Source organism: Pelagerythrobacter marensis (assembly GCF_036700095.1).
In the GTDB taxonomy this organism is placed as follows: Bacteria; Pseudomonadota; Alphaproteobacteria; order Sphingomonadales; family Sphingomonadaceae; genus Pelagerythrobacter; species Pelagerythrobacter marensis_A.
This window is the reverse complement of record NZ_CP144918.1, coordinates 2,180,287-2,197,612: the sequence shown is the minus strand read 5'-3', so window position 1 is coordinate 2,197,612 and position 17,326 is coordinate 2,180,287. Positions and strand designations below refer to the sequence as shown.

18 protein-coding genes are annotated in these 17,326 nt (G+C 66.6%); 5 read left to right on the top strand and 13 right to left on the bottom strand.

Features of this window, described 5'->3' with window-relative positions; translation table 11 throughout:
* Position 1 precedes the first annotated feature (1 nt).
* From V5F89_RS10380 to V5F89_RS10340, 9 genes are read right to left on the bottom strand one after another with little or no spacing between them, the layout of a single operon-like run.
* Positions 2 to 904: an SDR family oxidoreductase gene (locus V5F89_RS10380; protein ID WP_338445576.1), complete on the bottom strand. Its 903-nt coding sequence runs from the start codon at positions 902 to 904 to the stop codon at positions 2 to 4.
* A gap of 3 nt (positions 905 to 907) precedes the next feature.
* Positions 908 to 2,059 carry an acetyl-CoA C-acetyltransferase gene (locus V5F89_RS10375; protein WP_338445575.1) on the bottom strand — a complete coding sequence of 384 codons (1,152 nt, stop codon included), beginning with the start codon at positions 2,057 to 2,059 and terminating at the stop codon, positions 908 to 910.
* Positions 2,060 to 2,066: 7 nt separating this feature from the next.
* The gene (locus tag V5F89_RS10370) at positions 2,067 to 2,999 is read right to left on the bottom strand and encodes an acyl-CoA dehydrogenase family protein (RefSeq protein WP_338445574.1); all 933 of its coding nucleotides are present in this window, start codon (positions 2,997 to 2,999) and stop codon (positions 2,067 to 2,069) included.
* A complete protein-coding gene (locus V5F89_RS10365) occupies positions 2,999 to 4,162 on the bottom strand; it encodes an acyl-CoA dehydrogenase family protein (RefSeq protein ID WP_338445573.1) in 1,164 nt (387 codons plus the stop codon). The genes V5F89_RS10370 and V5F89_RS10365 overlap by 1 nt, the downstream gene beginning before the upstream one ends.
* Entirely contained in the window at positions 4,162 to 4,911 is a 750-nt protein-coding gene (locus V5F89_RS10360) for an enoyl-CoA hydratase family protein (RefSeq protein WP_338445572.1), read from the bottom strand. Before V5F89_RS10360 ends, V5F89_RS10365 begins: the two co-directional genes overlap by 1 nt.
* Complete coding sequence (locus tag V5F89_RS10355; RefSeq protein ID WP_338445571.1) at positions 4,911 to 5,999, bottom strand: nitronate monooxygenase; 1,089 nt, start codon at positions 5,997 to 5,999, stop codon at positions 4,911 to 4,913. The genes V5F89_RS10360 and V5F89_RS10355 overlap by 1 nt, the downstream gene beginning before the upstream one ends.
* A 3-nt stretch (positions 6,000 to 6,002) precedes the next feature.
* Positions 6,003 to 6,914 (bottom strand): enoyl-CoA hydratase, encoded by a 912-nt coding sequence (locus tag V5F89_RS10350; protein ID WP_338445570.1) that lies wholly within the window; start codon positions 6,912 to 6,914, stop codon positions 6,003 to 6,005.
* A complete protein-coding gene (locus V5F89_RS10345) occupies positions 6,911 to 7,702 on the bottom strand; it encodes a ketoacid CoA transferase (RefSeq protein WP_338445569.1) in 792 nt (263 codons plus the stop codon). The genes V5F89_RS10350 and V5F89_RS10345 overlap by 4 nt, the downstream gene beginning before the upstream one ends.
* Complete coding sequence (locus V5F89_RS10340) at positions 7,702 to 8,586, bottom strand: CoA transferase subunit A (RefSeq protein WP_338445568.1); 885 nt, start codon at positions 8,584 to 8,586, stop codon at positions 7,702 to 7,704. The genes V5F89_RS10345 and V5F89_RS10340 overlap by 1 nt, the downstream gene beginning before the upstream one ends.
* Positions 8,587 to 8,724: 138 nt before the next feature.
* Between V5F89_RS10340 and V5F89_RS10335 the strand changes: the two genes are divergently transcribed.
* Positions 8,725 to 9,480 (top strand): SDR family oxidoreductase, encoded by a 756-nt coding sequence (locus V5F89_RS10335; protein WP_338445567.1) that lies wholly within the window; start codon positions 8,725 to 8,727, stop codon positions 9,478 to 9,480.
* Complete coding sequence (locus V5F89_RS10330; protein WP_338445566.1) at positions 9,477 to 10,637, top strand: helix-turn-helix transcriptional regulator; 1,161 nt, start codon at positions 9,477 to 9,479, stop codon at positions 10,635 to 10,637. Before V5F89_RS10335 ends, V5F89_RS10330 begins: the two co-directional genes overlap by 4 nt.
* Before the next feature lie 452 nt (positions 10,638 to 11,089).
* Here the strand turns inward: V5F89_RS10330 and V5F89_RS10325 are convergent, their stop codons facing one another.
* Positions 11,090 to 11,236, bottom strand: a complete 147-nt coding sequence (locus V5F89_RS10325) for a hypothetical protein (protein WP_338445565.1) — start codon at positions 11,234 to 11,236, stop codon at positions 11,090 to 11,092.
* On the opposite strand from V5F89_RS10325, the gene V5F89_RS10320 reads away from it, so the two are divergent.
* From V5F89_RS10320 to V5F89_RS10310, 3 genes are read left to right on the top strand one after another with little or no spacing between them, the layout of a single operon-like run.
* Positions 11,219 to 11,866, top strand: coding sequence for a response regulator transcription factor (locus tag V5F89_RS10320; protein WP_338445564.1), 648 nt, complete (start codon positions 11,219 to 11,221; stop codon positions 11,864 to 11,866). The two genes, V5F89_RS10325 and V5F89_RS10320, sit on opposite strands and share 18 nt — an antisense overlap.
* A 53-nt stretch (positions 11,867 to 11,919) precedes the next feature.
* The gene (locus V5F89_RS10315; protein ID WP_338445563.1) at positions 11,920 to 13,152 is read left to right on the top strand and encodes a FecR domain-containing protein; all 1,233 of its coding nucleotides are present in this window, start codon (positions 11,920 to 11,922) and stop codon (positions 13,150 to 13,152) included.
* A gap of 3 nt (positions 13,153 to 13,155) precedes the next feature.
* Positions 13,156 to 15,366, top strand: coding sequence for a CHASE2 domain-containing protein (locus V5F89_RS10310; RefSeq protein ID WP_338445562.1), 2,211 nt, complete (start codon positions 13,156 to 13,158; stop codon positions 15,364 to 15,366).
* 3 nt (positions 15,367 to 15,369) lie between these two features.
* On the opposite strand, the gene V5F89_RS10305 is transcribed toward V5F89_RS10310, so the two are convergent.
* The 3 genes from V5F89_RS10305 to bamE all read right to left on the bottom strand — a co-directional run bounded on the left by V5F89_RS10305 (position 15,370) and on the right by bamE (position 17,307).
* The gene (locus V5F89_RS10305) at positions 15,370 to 15,720 is read right to left on the bottom strand and encodes a hypothetical protein (protein WP_338445561.1); all 351 of its coding nucleotides are present in this window, start codon (positions 15,718 to 15,720) and stop codon (positions 15,370 to 15,372) included.
* Between the two features lie 259 nt (positions 15,721 to 15,979).
* The gene (locus tag V5F89_RS10300) at positions 15,980 to 16,486 is read right to left on the bottom strand and encodes a DUF4019 domain-containing protein (protein ID WP_338445560.1); all 507 of its coding nucleotides are present in this window, start codon (positions 16,484 to 16,486) and stop codon (positions 15,980 to 15,982) included.
* On the bottom strand, positions 16,483 to 17,307 hold the full coding sequence (gene bamE, locus V5F89_RS10295) for an outer membrane protein assembly factor BamE domain-containing protein (protein ID WP_338445559.1): 825 nt from the start codon (positions 17,305 to 17,307) through the stop codon (positions 16,483 to 16,485). The genes V5F89_RS10300 and bamE overlap by 4 nt, the downstream gene beginning before the upstream one ends.
* Between the last annotated feature and the right edge of the window lie 19 nt (positions 17,308 to 17,326).

The following is a 17,326-nucleotide window of genomic DNA, read 5'->3' as shown; positions in this document are numbered from 1 at the left end:
CTCAGGTGCCCCAGACCTTGCGCGGCGGCACGCGTTCGGCGAGCAGCCGATCCACCGCTTCGCCGACTTCGCCCGGCGCCCACCGCGCGCCTTTGTCGACGAACGGCCCTTCGCGCCAGCCGTCTTCGAGCATGATCTTCCCGCCTTCGAGCTCGAACACGCAGCCCGTGACCTGCGCACTGTGCGCGCTGCCGAGCCAAACGACCGCGGGTGCGACATTGGCCGGGTCCATCGTGTCGAACGCCTCGCCTTCGGTCGCCATCTTCTCCGCAAACGCCTGCTCGGTCATGCGCGTCCGCGCGGCGGGCGCCAGCGCATTGGCGGTGATGCCGTAGCGGCCCAGCTCGGCCGCCTGGACGAGGGTGAGCGTGGCGATCCCGCCCTTGGCCGTCGAATAGGCGGCCTGCGCGATCGACCCCTGCAGCCCCGCGCCGCTGGTCGTGTTGACGATGCGCGCGTCGGGGTTCGTGCCGCCTTTGGCCTTGGCCCGCCAGTAATCGACCGCGTGGCGGCTGACGCAGAAATGCCCGCGCAGGTGCACGTGCATGGTCGCGTCCCATTCTTCCGGCGTGGCGGAGACGAACATCCGGTCGCGCACGATCCCGGCGTTGTTGACCACAACGTGGAGGTCGCCAAACGCATTTACCGCGGCCTCGACGATCCGCCCGGCCGCGTCCCAGTCGGTCACGTCGTCGTAATTGGCGACGGCATTCCCGCCGCTCTGCACGATCTCCTCGACCACCGCGTCGGCAGCCGACGTGTCACGCCCTTCGCCGCCCAGCGAGGCGCCGATGTCGTTGACGACCACGTTGGCGCCCTCGGCGGCGAAGGCCAGCGCATAGGCGCGGCCCAGCCCGCGCGCCGCGCCGGTGATGATTACAGTCCTGCCTTGGCAGATCCCCATTCGTCAAAGCCTCTCGATTATCGTCACGTTGGCCTGGCCGCCGCCCTCGCACATGGTCTGCAGGCCGTAGCGGCCGCCGGTGCGCTCCAGCGCGCCGAGCAGCGTCGTCATCAGGCGTGCGCCGGTCGCCCCGAGCGGGTGGCCGAGAGCGATCGCGCCGCCCTGCACGTTGACCTTCTCATGCGGAATGCCGAGTTCCTGCATCCACGCCATCGGGATGCTGGCGAAGGCCTCATTGCATTCGAACAGGTCGATGTCCGCGACCGTCATTCCCGCCTTTTGCAGCGCGTACCGGGTCGCGGGGATCGGCGCGGTGAGCATCCACACCGGATCGTCCGCCCGCACCGAGATGTGGTGGATGCGCGCCCGCGGCGTGAGGCCGTGGTCCTTCACCGCCTGCTCGGAGGCGATCAGCAGCGCGGCCGCGCCGTCGCAGTTCTGGCTCGCAACCCCCGCGGTGATGCGCCCGCCTTCCTGCACGGGGTTGAGCGCAGCGAGCCCTTCCAGCGTCGTGTTCGGCCGGATCGTCTCGTCGCGGTCGAGCCCCTCCAGCGGCGCCACTTCGGCATCGAACCAGCCTTTGTCCCACGCCGCCTGCGCCCTCTCGTGGCTGGCGAGCGCGAACCGCTCCATCGCCTCGCGCGAGATGTTCCACTTCTCGGCGATCATCTCGGCCGAATCGATCTGGTTGAGAACGCCGTCGCCGTAGCGCTCGACCCAGCCGCGCGCGGTGTTGAACGGGTTGTCGAAGCCGTAGGGCTGGCCGGCGAACATCGCGGCGGAGATCGGGATCGCGTTCATCGCCTGGCTTCCGCCGGCGACCACAAGGTCCTGCGTACCGCTCATCACGCCCTGCGCGGCGAAATGGATCGCCTGCTGGCTGGAGCCGCACTGGCGGTCGACCGTCGTGCCAGGCACGTGCTGCGGCAGGCCGGCGACGAGCCATGCCGTGCGGCCGATGTCGCCCGCCTGGGGGCCGATCGTGTCGCAGCAGCCCCACACGCAGTCGTCGACCGCATTCGCGTCGATGCCCGTCCGTTCGACCAGCACGCGCAGCGGATGCGCTGCGAGATCGGCCGGATGCACCTGGGCCAGCGAGCCCTTCTTGCGCCCGATCGGGGTTCGGACTGCGTCGATAATATAGGCTTCGGCCATCGGCTCCTCAGGCGAACGTGTGCTGCGGGCCGAGGGGGTGCGCGCCGCCGAGCGCGGCGTCCTCGATCCGGCGATAGTGGAAATTGCGGTCGCCCCAGGCGCCAGAGAGCGCCCAGGTGCGCTTCATCCAGAAGTGGAGATCCACCTCGTAAGTATAACCCATCGCGCCGTGGATCTGGATCGCGCTCTCGGCGGCAAGGTAGGCGGCATCGGTCGCGGCATATTTGGCGTGGCTGACGTGCAGCGGCGCGCTCGCCAGCCCGTCGTCCATCGCCTGCGCTGCGCGCCAGAGGACCGGGCGCACGAATTCGAGCGCAACGGCGACGTCCGCCAGCTTGTGCTTGATCGCCTGGAACCCGCCGATCGCATGGCCGAACTGCTCGCGCACCTGGGCATAGGCGACCGCCTGGTCGAGCATGGCCTCCGAGAGCCCCACGAGCTGCGCCGCGCTCGTCAGTGCGCCGAGATCGAGCAGCAGAGGATCGTCGCCGGCGCCCTCGGGCGCGGCCACGAGGTTGCGCAGGGGGTCGACGCTCGCGAGTTCCGCGCCCTCCCCGTCCGCAACCCACGGATTGATCGTGTGCGGCAGGGCAACCAGCTTCTCACCCGCCGCGATCGCGGCGAGATCGCCGGTCTCACCCCGCGCTATCAGCCACGGAACCGCGACCAGCGCGGTATCGACAAGCGGCTCGGCGAGACAGGCGCGGCCGCATTCGCGGGCGATCAGGGCGCCGCCCAGCAGCCTCATGCCCAACCCGCCATGACTCTCGGGCACGAGCAGTCCGGTCAGGCCCATCTCGACGAGGCCCTGCCAGATGCGCAGATCGCGGTTGCCGCCGGCGTCGAGCCGCCGCAGCACGTCCGATCCATGCGTTCCGGCAAGGTACTCGCGCACTGCCTCGGCCAGTTCGACGCTTTCCGGCGGAAGTCTGAAATCCATCAGCCCGCTCCCACGCGCGGCAGGCCGAGCAGGCGCTCGGCGGTGATATTGCGCTGGATCTCGTTCGAGCCAGCGTAGATCGGGCCGGAGAGCGAGAAGATGTAGCCCTCGAGCCATTCGTTCGCGCGGCCATCGGGCAGCGTCCGCAGCTCGGCGGCGGGTCCCAGCAGGTGCATCGCCGCGCGGTGCATCGCGCGGTCGAGTTCGGACCAGAAAATCTTGTTCAGGCTCGCCTCGGCCCCGATCGAGCCGCCGGCCATGATCCGCGCAGCGACCTGGTACGTGTTGTAGGCATAGGCCTGCGCGTTCATCCACAGCCGGACGACGTCCTCGCGCAGCCCCGGCGAGGCGCGCTCCGCCGTTTCGCGCAGCAGGGCCATCAGCCGCGCGGCGGTCGCCTGGAAGCGGCCGGGCGACCGCAGCATCAGCCCCCGCTCGAAGCCAGCGGTCGCCATCGCCACCTTCCAGCCTTCGCCCTCGCCCGCGATGCGGTTCTCCGCGGGCACGCGGACCTCGTCGAAGAACAGCTCGGCGAAGCCCGGATCGCCGTGAAGCTGCCGGATCGGGCGGCGGGTGATGCCCGGCGCCTCGAGGTCGAACAGCAGGAACGAGAGACCCTTGTGCCGCCGGCTCCCCTCCTCGGTGCGGAACAGGCCGAAGCCCCAGTCGGCGAAGCTCGCGCGGCTCGACCAGGTTTTCTGCCCGTTGATGACGTAGTGATCGCCGTCGCGCCGGGCAGTGGCCTTGATCGCCGCCATGTCGCTGCCCGCACCCGGCTCCGACCAGGCCTGCGCCCAGATCACCTCGCCCCTGGCCATCGGCGGCAGGAAGCGCGCCTTCTGCTCGTCGGAGCCGAATTCCATGATCGTCGGGCCCAGAAGGAAGATGCCGTTCTGGTTCGCCCGCAGCGGCGCGCCGGCGGCCCAGTATTCCTCCTCGAAGATCAGCCACTCGATCAGGTCGAGCCCGCGCCCGCCATATTCGCTCGGCCAGGTGACCATGCCCCAATTGCCGCTCGCCAGCTCGCGCTCCCACGCGACGTGCTGGTCGAATCCTTCCTTCCGCTCGAGCGTGACCAGCCGCTCGGCCGGGACGTGCGCGGCGAGCCATTCGCGCACTTCCTGCCGGAAGGCCTGCTGCCGGGGGGTATAGGCGAGGTCCATCAGAACTTTGCCGCCCCGCCGGTCTCGACGAACGCATCGCGCGAGCGCTGGCTGTCCTCGTGCATGTACATCTCGAGCGTGAACCCCTGTTCCCAGCGGTAGCCGCGGTCGACGTCGCGCTCCTCGAGGCCGTTGAGCGCCTCCTTGGCTACCGTCAGTGCCTTTCTGCTCTTGGCGGCAATCGTGGCGCAGAACGCGCGTGCTTCAGCCCTAAGCTCCGTGCGTGGAACGACTTTCTCGATCGCGCCGAGCCGCCAGGCCTCCTCCGCAGGGATCTTGCCACCGGTGAAGAACGCCGCGCGCACCTTGTGCAGCGGCAACATCCGCGACAGGTGGCTCGCCCCGCCCATCGCGCCGCGGTCGATCTCTGGGAGCGAGAAATAGGCGTCCTCGGCAGCGATGACCGTGTCCGAGGCGCCGCAGATGCCGATCCCGCCGCCGATCACGAAGCCGTGAACCGCGCTCACCACCGGGACTTCGGCGGAGCGGATCGCCTTGAAGGTGAGATAATTGCCCCGGTTCAGCTCGGTGATACGCTCGGGGTGCGCCTGCATCTCCTTGATATCGACACCGCCGCAGAAGCCCCGCCCCTCGGCACGGATCAGGATGCAGTGCACGTCCTGCCGCACGGCCAGCGAAGCGATGATGCCCGGCAGCTTGAGCCATGTCGCGGAATCGAACGCATTGACCGGCGGCACATCGAACACGACTTCGGCAATGCGCTCTTCCACGGACCAGACAATCGACATCAGGCGGCTCCCTCGATCGCGGTGGGGTTGCCGGCGAGCGCCGCGATCCGTTCGCGCGCTTCGGCTTCGATCCGCGCGAGAAGGTCGGCGCAGGTCGGCAGATCGTCGAGCCGGCCGGCAACCTGGCCGGAGGCCATCAGGCCATTGATCGCATCGCCTTCGACCACCGCCTTTTGCAGCAGCATGGGCGCGGCGGAGGCGAGCATGGCTTCGGGGAGCGACTTGCCCCCCTCGCTCCGCATCGTGCGGGCGCTGGCGAGCAGCTCACGCCAGCTCGCCCCCGTGGCGCGCTTCATCGCGAAAGCGGCGGCGAGGCCACGGCTCCATTTGCCCAGCGCGCCGCCGCTCTCGATGCGGTCGAGCATCGGATTGCGGATCATGCGCTGCGGAATGCCGTCGATCCGGTCGGTGACGAAGATGTCGCCGGTCCCCGCGCGCGTATAGGCGGCCTTGACCGCCTCTGGCACCGGACTGTCGGCGGTCATCATGAAACGCGATCCCATGGCGACGCCACTCGCGCCCCAGGCCAGCGCCGCCGCCAGACCGCGCCCATCGGCGAACCCGCCGGCCGCCGCGACCGGCACGTTCACCGCATCGAGCACCTGCGGCAGCAGCACGGTGGTTGCGACCGAACCGGTGTGCCCCCCACCCTCGCCGCCCTGGACGGTGATCGCCCGGCAGCCCAGCGCAACCATCTTCTCGGCGTGTTTCACCGCGCCGACGGTCGGCATGCAGACGATCCCGGCTTCGTTGAACCGCGCGATCATCCCGGCGTCGGGCCCGCGCCCGAAACTCACCGCGCCGACACGCTCGCAGTTGGCGAGGATCACCTCGACGATCTCGCGCGCGCCGGGCTGGAAGCTGTGGAAGTTGACGCCGAACCGATGCGGTGTGAGCGAAGCCGTCTCCGCGATCGCCTCGGCGAGTTCGGCGGGCTTCATCACCGCGCCTGCCAGGAACCCGAACGCCCCGGCATTGCTGCTGGCGGCCACGAGTTGCGGCGTCGCGATCCAGCCCATCGCCGTCTGCACCACCGGCAGGCGGCAGCCGAGCTGTTCGGTCAGCGGAGTGGCGAGCGGGTCGGCCAAGCGTCAGTCCTCGCCCGTCTGCCGCTTGTTCTTCTCGGCCATTGTCTTGCCGTCGAACCCGGCGATGTAGTCGCCCTTGACCAGCGTGTTGTTGGCGTGGGCGAAGTGGTGATAGCCGAAGGCCGCGTCGATCCCGGCGTTCTTGCCGGCGAGCGTCTCCATATGGTTGCAGGCCTGCTTGGCAAGCTGGAGCGCCAGCCGCGGCTGCTCCGCAATACGGCCGGCGATGCGCGCCACTTCGGCCTCCAGATCGGCGCGAGCGACGACCCGGTTGACCATGCCCATCTCGTGGGCGCGCTGCGCGCTCATCCGCTCGCCCAGGAACAGGAATTCCTTGGCGATCCGCACGTTGAGTTCGTGGCAATGGGCGAAATATTCCAGGCCCGGGAAGCCCATCTGCAGCACCGGATCCTGGAAGAAGGCGTCGTCCGAGGCGACGATCAGGTCGCAGACCCAGGCCAGCATCAGGCCGCCGGCGATGCAACCGCCGTGAACCTGCGCGATCGTCGGCTTGGGAATGTCCCGCCAGCGCTTGCACATGCCGAGATACTGTTCCTGCTCGCGGATATAGGCCTTCTCGGCACCGGCCTTGTTGGCGTGGTCGTACCACATCAGCCGCCGGTCGACGCTCGCGTGGAAGTCCCGCCCCGGCGAGCCAATGTCGTGCCCCGCGCTGAAGTGCTTGGCGTCCGACTTCAGCACGATGACCTTGACTGCATCGTCGTCGACCGCGCGGCGGAAGGCGTCGTCCAGCGCGTAAGTCATCTGGCTGTTCTGGACGTTGTGATAGCGCGGACGGTTGAGGGTCGCGCGCGCGATCCCGCCGGCGGCCTCGTAGAGGACCGGCTCGTCGGTCTCGTAAACGTGCTCGCTGGGGGTCGGCGGCTCGAGGCCGTCGTTGCCGGGTTCGCTCATGACGCGCCCCTTTCTGCCGGAGGATTGTCCTTGAACACCCGGGCGCGAAAGCCGCGCGGATCGAGCCGTTCGATCAGCGCCAGCTGCTCCTCGCCCGGCAGCGGCGTTTCGCTTTCCACCGCGTCGATCAGTTCGAAGCCGGTCGCGTCCTGCACCTGCGCGAAGGTCACCCCGGGGTGCAGCGAGATCACGCGGATCGCGCGATCGGGGCCGCCGAAGTCCATGACGCACAAGTCGGTGACGATCCGGCGCAAGTCGATGCCGCGGTAGTTCCCGCCCGGCACCCGCCGCGCCGGGTTGTACCCGGGGCTGGAAACGCGATCGACTTCGCCTGCAACGAACACGCGCGGCGAATGGGCCGGAATGAACATCGAGTTCGGGTGATAGATGCCATTGCCGGGGAAACCCCGCGCGCCCAGCATCTGCACTTTGGGCTGCGCATGGGTGCCACCGAGCGCCGAGAGGTTGGTCTGCCCGAACCGGTCGATCTGCGTCGGGGTGACCATGGCATGCCGCCGCCCGGTCCACACCGCGCTGTCGAAGAAGCGCGAGAACGGGAGGTATCCGGCGGGCGCCGGGCGTTCGCCGCCCGCCGCGCCGAGAGGCACCGGCTGCTCGACCAGGAACGCTTCGCCGTCGGTCATCATCAGGCCCGGCGAATGGGTCAGCTTGGCCAGGCCCGCACCGATGCGGGGGATCGGCCCGATGCCGGTGGCGACGATCTCGCGGCGTGTGCGGAAGGTTTCCGCACAGGCGACGATGCACAGTTCTGCCAGCGTAGCGCCCATCAGAACACCGGCAGCGGCAGCGCCGCCACGCCCTCGCGCCCGCCGACCGAGGCGAGATAGTCCGCCTCGCTCGCGCCCACCGCCCACTCGGCAACGGCGCCCCAGTCGCCCGGGTCCCTGGCCGCCGCGGCGTATTTCTTCAGCCAGCCCATGTCCCAGCCATAGGCGGGCGGCATGGTCGTCGGATGCGCACCGCCCGGCGTCTCGGTAACGCCGGTCACGAAGCACCGCTCGAACAGATTGGCCCAGACATCCTGCGGGCGGGCGACTTCCATCGCATCGACCAGTTCCTCGCAGGAGACGAAGCATTCGTCCGCCGCCTTGGCGAACCATTCGTCGTAATAGGTGTCGGGCCCGAGCGCCTGAACGTTGCCCCGCCGGTCGGCCCGATGGACATGGATCAGCGCGGCGTCGAGTTTCAGCGCGGGCATCGCGACCAGGACTTCGCCGTCGTCGTAGGGCGAAGTCACAGTCTTCAACCCGCCCAACTCGGGCAAGTCGGTCCCCAAACCGACCCGCGTGGGCAGGAACGGCAGCGAAAGCGCCGCGGCCTTGAGGCCCCACTGGAACATGCCCTCGTCCAGCTCGAGCACGTCGACCGCGCCGGCTTCGCGGCTCTTGCGGAACCAGGGTTCGAGCGGGATCTCGTCGAGCGAGACGAACGCGAAGACCAGCTTCCTGACTTTGCCTGCAGCGCACAGCATCCCTGCATCGGGGCCGCCGTAGGAAACGAGAACAAGGTCTTCGAGATCGGAGCGCAGAATCTCGCGCACCAGCGCCATCGGCTTGCGGCGCGGACCCCAGCCGCCGATGCCAAGCGTCATCCCGCTCCGCAACCGGGAGACCACCGCGGCAGGGTCCATCGTCTTGTCAATCGTCGGCATGGCCGGTCGTTCGATCCTCTCTTCCCGGACCGACAGATGCGGCTGCGCGCGATCGGCCGATACCCCCATTTGGTGACGGCGACTTGCAGGGCCGGAAGATAGGCTCCAGACCGGAGCGGGAGAGGACGAACAACGGATATGAGCGAACGCGTCGCATTGATCAGCGGGGGAACGCGCGGCATCGGACGCGCGATTGCCGAACGGCTGCTCGCCGACGGATGGCAGGTCGCCGTCTGCGCGCGCCGTGCGCCCGCGGAACCGGTAGCGGCCGAAGGAAGGGAGGCACTGTTCCTGCCAACCGACGTGCGCGATCCCGCCGCCGTCGAAGCGCTGGTGGCGACGACAACGCAGCGACTGGGGCGCCTCGACCTCCTGATCAACAATGCCGGGGGCACACCGGCGGCGCCGGTCGCAGACTCCTCGCCCGAACTGCTCGAGAAAGTGATCGCGCTCAATCTGACCGCGCCGCTCGTCCTCGCACGCGCGGCCTATGGCGCCTTGCGCGAGACGGGCGGTTCGGTGGTCAACATCGCCAGCATCTCCGGCCTGCGGGCAGCGCCCGGCACGGTCGCCTACGGCGCGGCCAAGGCAGGACTGATCAGCGCGACCAAGGGGCTGGCGATGGAATGGGGCCCTCACGTTCGGGTCAACGCGATCGTGATCGGTCTGGTCGAGAATCCCGACCAGGTCGAACATTACGGCGGTGCAGAAGGCGTCGCGCGGCTCGGCGCCACACTGCCGATGAAGCGCATGGCGCGCGGGAGCGACGTGGCCGCCTGCGTGGCCTGGCTGGCTTCGGCGGAGGCCGCCTACGTCTCGGGCGCGGCGATCGAGCTGCACGGCGGGGGGGAGGTGCCTGCGTTTCTCGCACTCGCACAGGACGGCGGCGGATGACGGCGCGGGCGAAGACCGAAACCGTGGCACTCGACCCCGAGCTGCTGGCGACGCTCTATCGCGGTCCGATCGAGCTGGAACCCTGGCGCGCCTTCCTGCGGGCGCTGGCGGAGACGGCAGGGTGCGACAATGCGGCGATCTCGCTCCAGCTCAGCCGCAAGGGGCTCGCCTCGGTCACGCTGTGGGCGGAGCCTCCCGCGGTCGACCCCGAGGTGGCGCGCACGATCCACTCGCGCCAGGCGGCGCTCGGCGATCTCGACCCGATGAGCAACGCGCTGAAGCGGACCGGCGAGATCCTCCTGCTCGAGGAAGTCGCCCCGCGCGAGGGGCTGGAACGCGACGAGTTCTATCTGGAAGTCATGAAACCTTACGGAATCGCGCAGGCGCTCGGCATGTATGTCGCGGAGCCTGGCGGGATCGAATGCAACCTCGGCCTCATCGCACATTCCGAAAGCTTCCGCTTCACGGCCCGGCACAAGGCCCTGATGGCCGCCTTGCGGCCGCACGTGCAGATCGCGCTGGAGCTGTTTTCACGCATCCAGCGCGACGAGAGCGAGATCGGCGTGCTGACCTCCACCTTGGACCGGCTGACAATTGCGACATTCATTCTTGACGGGCGTGGCCGGGTACTGCGGATGAACAGGGCCGCTGAATCGCGTGTCCGAAGGGGCGAGACCTTCCATCTCGTCGACCGACGTCTCGCGGTCCATGGCCGCACGGACTCGCGCAGGTTCGATCGAATCCTGAAAGAGACGCTGAGCGATCGAATCGACGGCACCGGCCGGAGCAACCTCGTCCGCGCGTTCCGATGCGCCGATCCGGACAACGAAGGGCTCGGCATTCTGATCCGCGCGATCGAACGCGGGCGCTCGGCACCCATCGACGCAAGCCCCGGGGCGATCATATACGCCACCGACCCTGCCCCCGGGGAAACGTTCGAGCAAATCATAGCGACGCTGTTCGATCTGTCGCCCTCGGAAGCGCGCCTGGCGGGCTTGCTGACCCAGGGATTCACTCTGACCGAAGCCGCCGACCAGCTCGGTCTGACGGAAAGCACGGTGCGATCCTATTCGAAAAGAATTTTCGCCAAAGTCGGCGTGAGCAGACAGACGGAACTGGTGAGGATCATACTTCGAAGCGTCGCGATATTGGGGTAGAATCGTTTTCGTCGAGCCGGCACCGGCTGCGCACCGACGAGCCGTCAGCGCGTCCATTGCTCGATTGCGGGAACGGACGGCAGCGCTGCCCCATGGGTAAGCGGCAGCGCCATGCCGCAGAAAGCGCATTCCGCCGTTGTCCGCCCGATGAACCATTGGCGATGGCCGCAAGAGGAGCACGCATTCTCCCCTCCTGCTTGATAGAGCGGGATACTGATCGGCTGAAAAACACGCCGAGGCGTTCGGTACTGGAGCATGGCCCCCCTTTTCATCGCGAGGCCGCACGCTGTTTCGACCGCTCTTTTGCGATCGAGATCGGCCGGACCTCACGTCCGCGGATATCGACAGTATGGCGAAAGCATACTCCGAACGGATAGCCGGATCGGGCGGGTGCGGGCTGTAAATCATTGTAACGTCTCCCGGATCGCATGTTACATTTGTTGTAAAGTCCCCTAGGTAGGCGCCAGCTTTGAGATATTCGGCAAAGCGGCCCGGCGTTCGAGCCGCAGCCTGGTGAGGTGACCATGCGCATAGCTGTTGTTGACGATGACGATGACCTTGCCGCTTTCGTGTGCGATTCGATGCGCGATCTTGGCCATGCCTGCGAGATCTACTCCAACGGGCAGAAATTTATCTCTGCCCTGCGCCGCGACACTTTCGACGTCATTCTGCTCGACTGGCATTTGCCCGATATTCTGGGGTTCGACCTGCTGCAGCAGCTTCGTTCGGGCCACAATGCCTCGGCAGGCATCATCATGTTGACCAACCGATCGGACAAGGACGCCATCGCGCAGGCGCTGCGGGCCGGGGCGGACGACTATATCGTCAAGCCCGAATCCGCTTCCGTCATCGGCGCACGGGTAGAGGCGGTGAATCGCCGATCGCAACAGCAACAGCAGCAGCAATCGCGCCGCCTCGTGTTCGACCGCTACGAATTCGATCGCCTCACCCAGTCGATCTGGATGGATAAGGAGTGCGTGAAAGTGAGCGGCAAGGAATTTGCCCTCGCGCTCATGCTGTTCGAGAACATCAATCGCCCGCTTTCGCGCGGCTATATTCTCGAAACGATCTGGCAGGCCAATCCCGACCTCCCGACGAGGACGCTGGACGTGCATATTTCACGAATTCGCATAAAGTTGCGGCTGGTCCCCGAAAACGGCCTGCGAATTGCGGCGATATCGGGCTTCGGCTATCGGTTGGAACGTTTCCTGCGAGGAGAAGAGGGCTGAGCCTGCTTTATCTTGCCGCCGCGGCCGCCGCTCAGCCGGCACACGATGCCCCTGTGCGGTACGAGGTAAAGCCCGGCGATACCCTTTCCGAACTGGCCGAACGCTATATCCTGCCCAAATACGATTGGCGGGACTTGCAGAGAATCTGGCGGGTGCGCGACGCCCGCCGGCTGACGGCGAACCGCCACCGTTCGATCCCCCGTCACTGGCTTCGCTGGGTCCCCGAAGAAGCCAGGATCGCGAGCGTGCGCGGGTCGGTGGCGGTCGAAATGGGCGGTCGCAATATTGCTCCGGCGGTGGGAATGCGGCTGCGCGAAGGCGCCCGGATCTCCACCGCAGCGAACAGTTTCCTGACGCTTTCCCTGTCGGACGGATCGCGTATCGCAATGCCGTCGCAAAGCCGCGCACAGCTCGTCCGGCTGCGGAAATACCTGATCGACAACGCGATCGATTATCGGTTCAAGCTCGACAAGGGGCGGATCGATGCGAATGTCCGGCCTTTCCCCGGGCGCAAAGGCAGCGTCGATGTCGAAACGCCGATTTCGCTGACGGCCGTCCGGGGGACCGAGTTCACGGTGTCCTACGACATGGACTCCCGAACGGCAGGCACCGCGGTATTCGAAGGCAGCGTGTCGGTTTCGCAACCAGGCACGCGCTCGGCATGGACAGTGGCCGAACGATTTGGCTTCATCGCCGACGCAGACGACCGGGGCGAGCAGGTCGATCTGCTGCCTGCCCCCAGCCTGGAGAATCCCGATCGTCTGCAGGCCGGCGAGATCGTGTCGTTCGACGTCACGCCCGTGGCGGGTGCCAGCGGCTATTACGCTCTTCTGGCAACCGATGCGGGTTTCGTCGACGCCTTCGCAGAACTCGAATCCGCCACCCCGCATTTCGCGTTTACGCAGGTGCCCAACGGCAACCTGTTCCTGCGCGTATCGGCGATTGGCGAAGGCGGGCTTCGCGGGATGCGGCAGACCTACTCTTTCAGGCGAAGTCTGGAGACGATCGCTGCGAAAGTGGAACGCTCGGGCGACGGTTACCTGTTCAGGTGGGGCGACGAAGGCGACAGGACGCGGCGCTATCGGCTGCAACTCTTCCGTGACGGCGAACGCGGAACGCCCGTGATCGATGAAACCGGCCTCACCGATACCGAAGTGTCGGTCCGGAAACTTCCGCCCGGAGTGTATTTCTGGCGCGTCGGAGTCTATCGAACCGATTCGGGGGATACGTTCGTAAACTGGACGGATGATGAAAAGCTCACAATCACGCGGCCCGATGGTGGATGATCGTTGCGCGTAAGGTTTCTGCTCGAGTGGTGTGCAGTCCTTGCAATCACCCTCGCGATTGCGGCGATGCTCGGCACAGGCCGCACGACCGTGCGCGCCGACAACATCGTCTATGACTTCCTCGTCGGCCTTTCGGCTCCGCCGGTATCCGATCGGATCCTCCTCGTTGCGATAGACGATGCAAGCATGGCCACGCTCGGCAGGTGGCCGTGGTCGCGCGACATTCATGCGCGGCTCCTGGATCAGCTGGCCCGGGCGCAACCCGCGGCGGTCGCTTACGACGTGCTGTTTACCGAACCGGGAACTGCCGAAGAAGACCGGCACTTCGCCCAATCGATCGAGCGTCTCGGCAACGTTTCGCTACCGGTCCTCTTCGAAACACCGGGGACGGACGGGCGCGTAGTGGATGCGGTACTGCCCGTCCCGGCCTTCGCGCAATCGGCGCGAAATCTGGGGCAGGTCGCCCTGATCCCGGACGAGGGAGGCGTGGCACGGTCGGTGCCGCTCACCTTTTCGGCATCGGGCCGCGAATGGGTCCATCTGATGGAGCACGCCTATCGCACTGCTCTGGGCCATCCTTCCCCGGTCTTCCAGCGCCTCGCCGACAGGAACGAAACCTTCGCGACCATTCCGTTCCAGCCGGGCACCGGCGCTTTCCGCACCGCATCCTTTTCCAGTGTCCTCGCAGGCGAAGTGCCGTCCGATTTCATCGAGGACCGGATCGTGCTGGTCGGGGCGACCGCGGCGGGACTGGGCGATCGGTTCCGGGTGCCGAACACCACCGGGGCGCTCAGCAGCGGTGTCGAACTGCAGGCCAACCTGCTCAACAGCCTGCTGGCCGACCGGGCGATAGACGTGCCGGGCAACAGGATCAGAACGATGGCCGCGGTGCTCCCGGCCTTCTTCCTGCTGGTTTCGTTCTGGTGGCTGCGCCCTTCCGGTGCCTTCTCTGCCTGGATCGCAACGCTGGTCCTGGCTCTCGCGATTCCTGCCGCACTGCTGGTAACCGCCGATATCTGGATTCCTCCGACCCCGGCTTTGGCCGGGCTGGTGGTTGCCTACCCCCTGTGGAGCTGGCGCCGGCTGCAAACCGTGGACCGGGCGATCGCGAAAGAACTCGATGCCTTGTCGAAAGAGGAGACGCCGCTCGGCTCCGACATGTCCGAGGAATCCTATCTCGATCCGATCGGCGGACAAACGGCGAGGCTGCAGTCGGCGATCTCGGAAATGCGCGACCTTCGCCGGCTGGTGTCCGATACGATCGACAGCGTCGTCGATCCCATTCTCGTTACCGACAATGCGGGGCAAACCGTCCTGGCCAACCGGGCGGCCCGGTCGCTTCTTGCCGCCCCGGGCGATGACAACCCGCTGCGTGCCTGGCTTGGCGAATTGGAAGGGAATGCAAACCCCGACGACGAGGACCTTGTCGAACTGCGTCTCGGAAACGGGAAAACCTATACGAGACGGCACTTTCCGCTTCGGAACCATTCGGGCGAGCAGCGTGGATGGATCCTCCAGCTTGCCGATATAAGCGAAATTCGCCGGGCACAGCGCGAACGGGACGAGATGCTGGAATTCCTCAGCCACGATATGCGATCGCCGCAAAGCTCGATCATCATGCTCCTCGAAAAGCATCAGGCGGCGATCGAAGACAAGGCGCTGGTCGAGCGTATCCAGTCGCTGGCGCGAAAGACGCTTCGGCTCTCGGACGATTTTGTTCAGATGGCGCGGTTTTCGGCGGTTTCGTTCGATCCCGAGGAAGTCGAACTCTGCGATCTTCTCATGGAAGCAGCCGACGAGCTTTGGCCATTCGCGTCGAGCCGCAACGTCAAGGTTGAAATCGATCGCTCGGCCCACGACCTCTTCATCGAGGCCGAACGCGACAGCCTGTCGCGCGCTTTCGTGAACCTGCTCCACAATGCGATAAAATTCAGCCCCGAGAGCGGCTTGGTCCGGTGCTCGGTCAAGCGCGAAGGCGACAGGATCGAATGCTCGATCGAAGACGACGGGCCCGGGATGCCCGCGGCGCGGCGCGACGCTCCGTTCGCGCGCTTCGGCAAACGGTTGGGCCGCAACGGCGGTGGTGGGCTCTCGGCAGGTCTGGGCCTTGCCTATGTGGCGGCAGCGATCGAGCACCACAACGGCACGATAGCTTACGAAGCCAGACAGCCGCACGGAACGCGCGTTACCATGACGTTTTCGGCGATCGACTGAGCTTCAGCCGCTCGCCGTCAGTGCGGTCTCGGCAAGGTCCCTGAGAACGATATCCTCGTCTGCCCGGCACCTCCGTACGATAGCGCCGCTGCGTGCATTCACCTCGCCCGAAAGCGCATCGACAAACGCAATATTGAGAACATATGCCTTCGGTGTGCAGAACATGGCTATCCCGCCGGCAGGTGGAGAAATTGCTTTCGTCTCTCCGTCCTCGCCGACAGCTTCTATCGCCAGTTCCTTCGGCCTGACGGAAAAACCCGTCTCGACGATCAGATCGGCGTCGGGACGTTCGCTGAAGCCGGCGCCTAGCAGGACTTGCCGCACCGCCTCCGCAGCGGCGCTTTCTTCGCTCATTCGGAACGTTCGGTCGCTCGCTTCGGACAAGGCAAACGGCATCTCGCCAAATCTTTTCGCGGGCGTGGCGCATCCGGCGACGACCAATGCAAGGGCGAGAATGGTTCTGCGTAGCAAGTGAAACGGGTTCCCATCGAAATCTTCGGAAGGTCCGAAGCCTTATGGCATCGAAATACGCTCCCGCGACAGGCCCGTCCAGCTTCGTATGGGATCGTCCGCCCGCTTCGGCGCTGGCGCCCGGGCGATGCCGCGGGTCGTGCTACATCCGGTTGATGGTGTAACCGGCGAGTTTCCATTGTCCGTCGGCGTCGAGATGGAAGGAGACGACTTCTTCCATCGTGATGCCGCTTTGTCCTGCCGTTGCGAAGCGGACGGACATGTATCGTCCCGGGGGCAGAGGTCCGTCGCCCGTGTCGAGCACGACGCGCATGATGGCGCGCCATTCGCGGTTGCTGACGGCGCCGAGCATGGCCCGCTGCTGCGCGGTATTGCCGACGAAGCGGTCGCGCGGAATGCTCGCTTTCATGATCGGCGAGGACTTGTCCCAGATCTCGCCCATTTCGTAGCGGTCGACCGCCGCCACGATGTGGAGCGCTGCGTTGAGGAAATCGCTCGGCCCGAGCTGCGCGGGCGCCGCAGCGGGCGAGCCTGCCTGGGCCGAAGGCCCGTCGCGGCCCTGCGCGGCAAGGCCCGGGGGCAGGGCCGCGCAGCACGCGGCCACGAAAGTCAGGGCGGCAAGCCCCGGCAGATGCGGCCGGGCCATCATCGATCGGTTACCGGCGCCGGACGATCGACGGTGGTCGTGTACAGCTCGATCAGGACCTGGCGGTTGCGCAGCTCGCGTTTCTGCGAGCCGGTCGGAACCTCCAGATCGCGCGCGGCCCGGGCATAGACGGGAATCCCGCCGACCATGCCGCGCAAGGCACTGGCCGACACGGCCGCGCGGCGGGCGGCAAGCGCATCGTTGTAATCCGTATCGCCCATCGTGTCGGTAAACCCGGTCACGATAACCTCCCGGTAGTCGCCGGCGCGGACTTCCTCGGCCGCTTCGCGCAGTGTGGCATGGCCCCGATCGTCGATCTCGGCGCTGTCGAATGCGAAGTTGAAGCGATAGGTCTTGGCCGGTTTGGCCGGCGTGGCGGGCCCTGCGACGGTGACGACGTCGGGCGCCAGCAGGCGGTCGAGCAACTGCACGCATTCGGCATCGCGGAAGAACGTGTTTTCGACCCGCGCCTTCTTGTCGAACCGGATCTGGTACTGGCAGGCGACGTGTTCGTCCCCCTTGCCGGTGTAGAAGTTGAGGATGTAGTTCCACTTCCGCACGAAGAACAGGCCTTCGTGGAAGTGCGGCACGTCCAGCAGGGTGTATATCTGGTTCTTGGTCATGCCCGGGGCGACCATCGCGACGTTGCGCGGCGGCACGAAGGCCCCGTCCTTGCGCGTGGCTTTGCGCGGTGCCGGGAACTCCACCGAAGCGTCGTGTCCGGGGCGATAGGTCGGGGTGCCGTTGCCCGGCTCTGCGGCTCCGGCAGAGCCGGCAAAGGTCATGGCAAGGGCGGCTGCGATCACGGGATTACGAATGTTCACCTGACGATCTCCAAATGTG

Excerpts from the sequence above, each read along its gene's own strand:
- V5F89_RS10300 (WP_338445560.1), bottom strand. The coding sequence starts at position 16,486 with ATGATGGCCCGGCCGCATCTGCCGGGGCTTGCCGCCCTGACTTTCGTG.
- V5F89_RS10350 (WP_338445570.1), bottom strand. The coding sequence starts at position 6,914 with ATGAGCGAACCCGGCAACGACGGCCTCGAGCCGCCGACCCCCAGCGAG.
- V5F89_RS10375 (WP_338445575.1), bottom strand. The coding sequence starts at position 2,059 with ATGGCCGAAGCCTATATTATCGACGCAGTCCGAACCCCGATCGGGCGC.
- V5F89_RS10380 (WP_338445576.1), bottom strand. The coding sequence starts at position 904 with ATGGGGATCTGCCAAGGCAGGACTGTAATCATCACCGGCGCGGCGCGC.
- V5F89_RS10320 (WP_338445564.1), top strand. The coding sequence starts at position 11,219 with ATGCGCGATCTTGGCCATGCCTGCGAGATCTACTCCAACGGGCAGAAA.
- V5F89_RS10365 (WP_338445573.1), bottom strand. The coding sequence starts at position 4,162 with ATGGACCTCGCCTATACCCCCCGGCAGCAGGCCTTCCGGCAGGAAGTG.
- V5F89_RS10340 (WP_338445568.1), bottom strand. The coding sequence starts at position 8,586 with ATGCCGACGATTGACAAGACGATGGACCCTGCCGCGGTGGTCTCCCGG.
- V5F89_RS10360 (WP_338445572.1), bottom strand. The coding sequence starts at position 4,911 with ATGTCGATTGTCTGGTCCGTGGAAGAGCGCATTGCCGAAGTCGTGTTC.
- V5F89_RS10325 (WP_338445565.1), bottom strand. The coding sequence starts at position 11,236 with ATGGCCAAGATCGCGCATCGAATCGCACACGAAAGCGGCAAGGTCATC.
- V5F89_RS10330 (WP_338445566.1), top strand. The coding sequence starts at position 9,477 with ATGACGGCGCGGGCGAAGACCGAAACCGTGGCACTCGACCCCGAGCTG.
- V5F89_RS10305 (WP_338445561.1), bottom strand. The coding sequence starts at position 15,720 with ATGAGCGAAGAAAGCGCCGCTGCGGAGGCGGTGCGGCAAGTCCTGCTA.
- V5F89_RS10335 (WP_338445567.1), top strand. The coding sequence starts at position 8,725 with ATGAGCGAACGCGTCGCATTGATCAGCGGGGGAACGCGCGGCATCGGA.
- V5F89_RS10345 (WP_338445569.1), bottom strand. The coding sequence starts at position 7,702 with ATGGGCGCTACGCTGGCAGAACTGTGCATCGTCGCCTGTGCGGAAACC.
- V5F89_RS10370 (WP_338445574.1), bottom strand. The coding sequence starts at position 2,999 with ATGGATTTCAGACTTCCGCCGGAAAGCGTCGAACTGGCCGAGGCAGTG.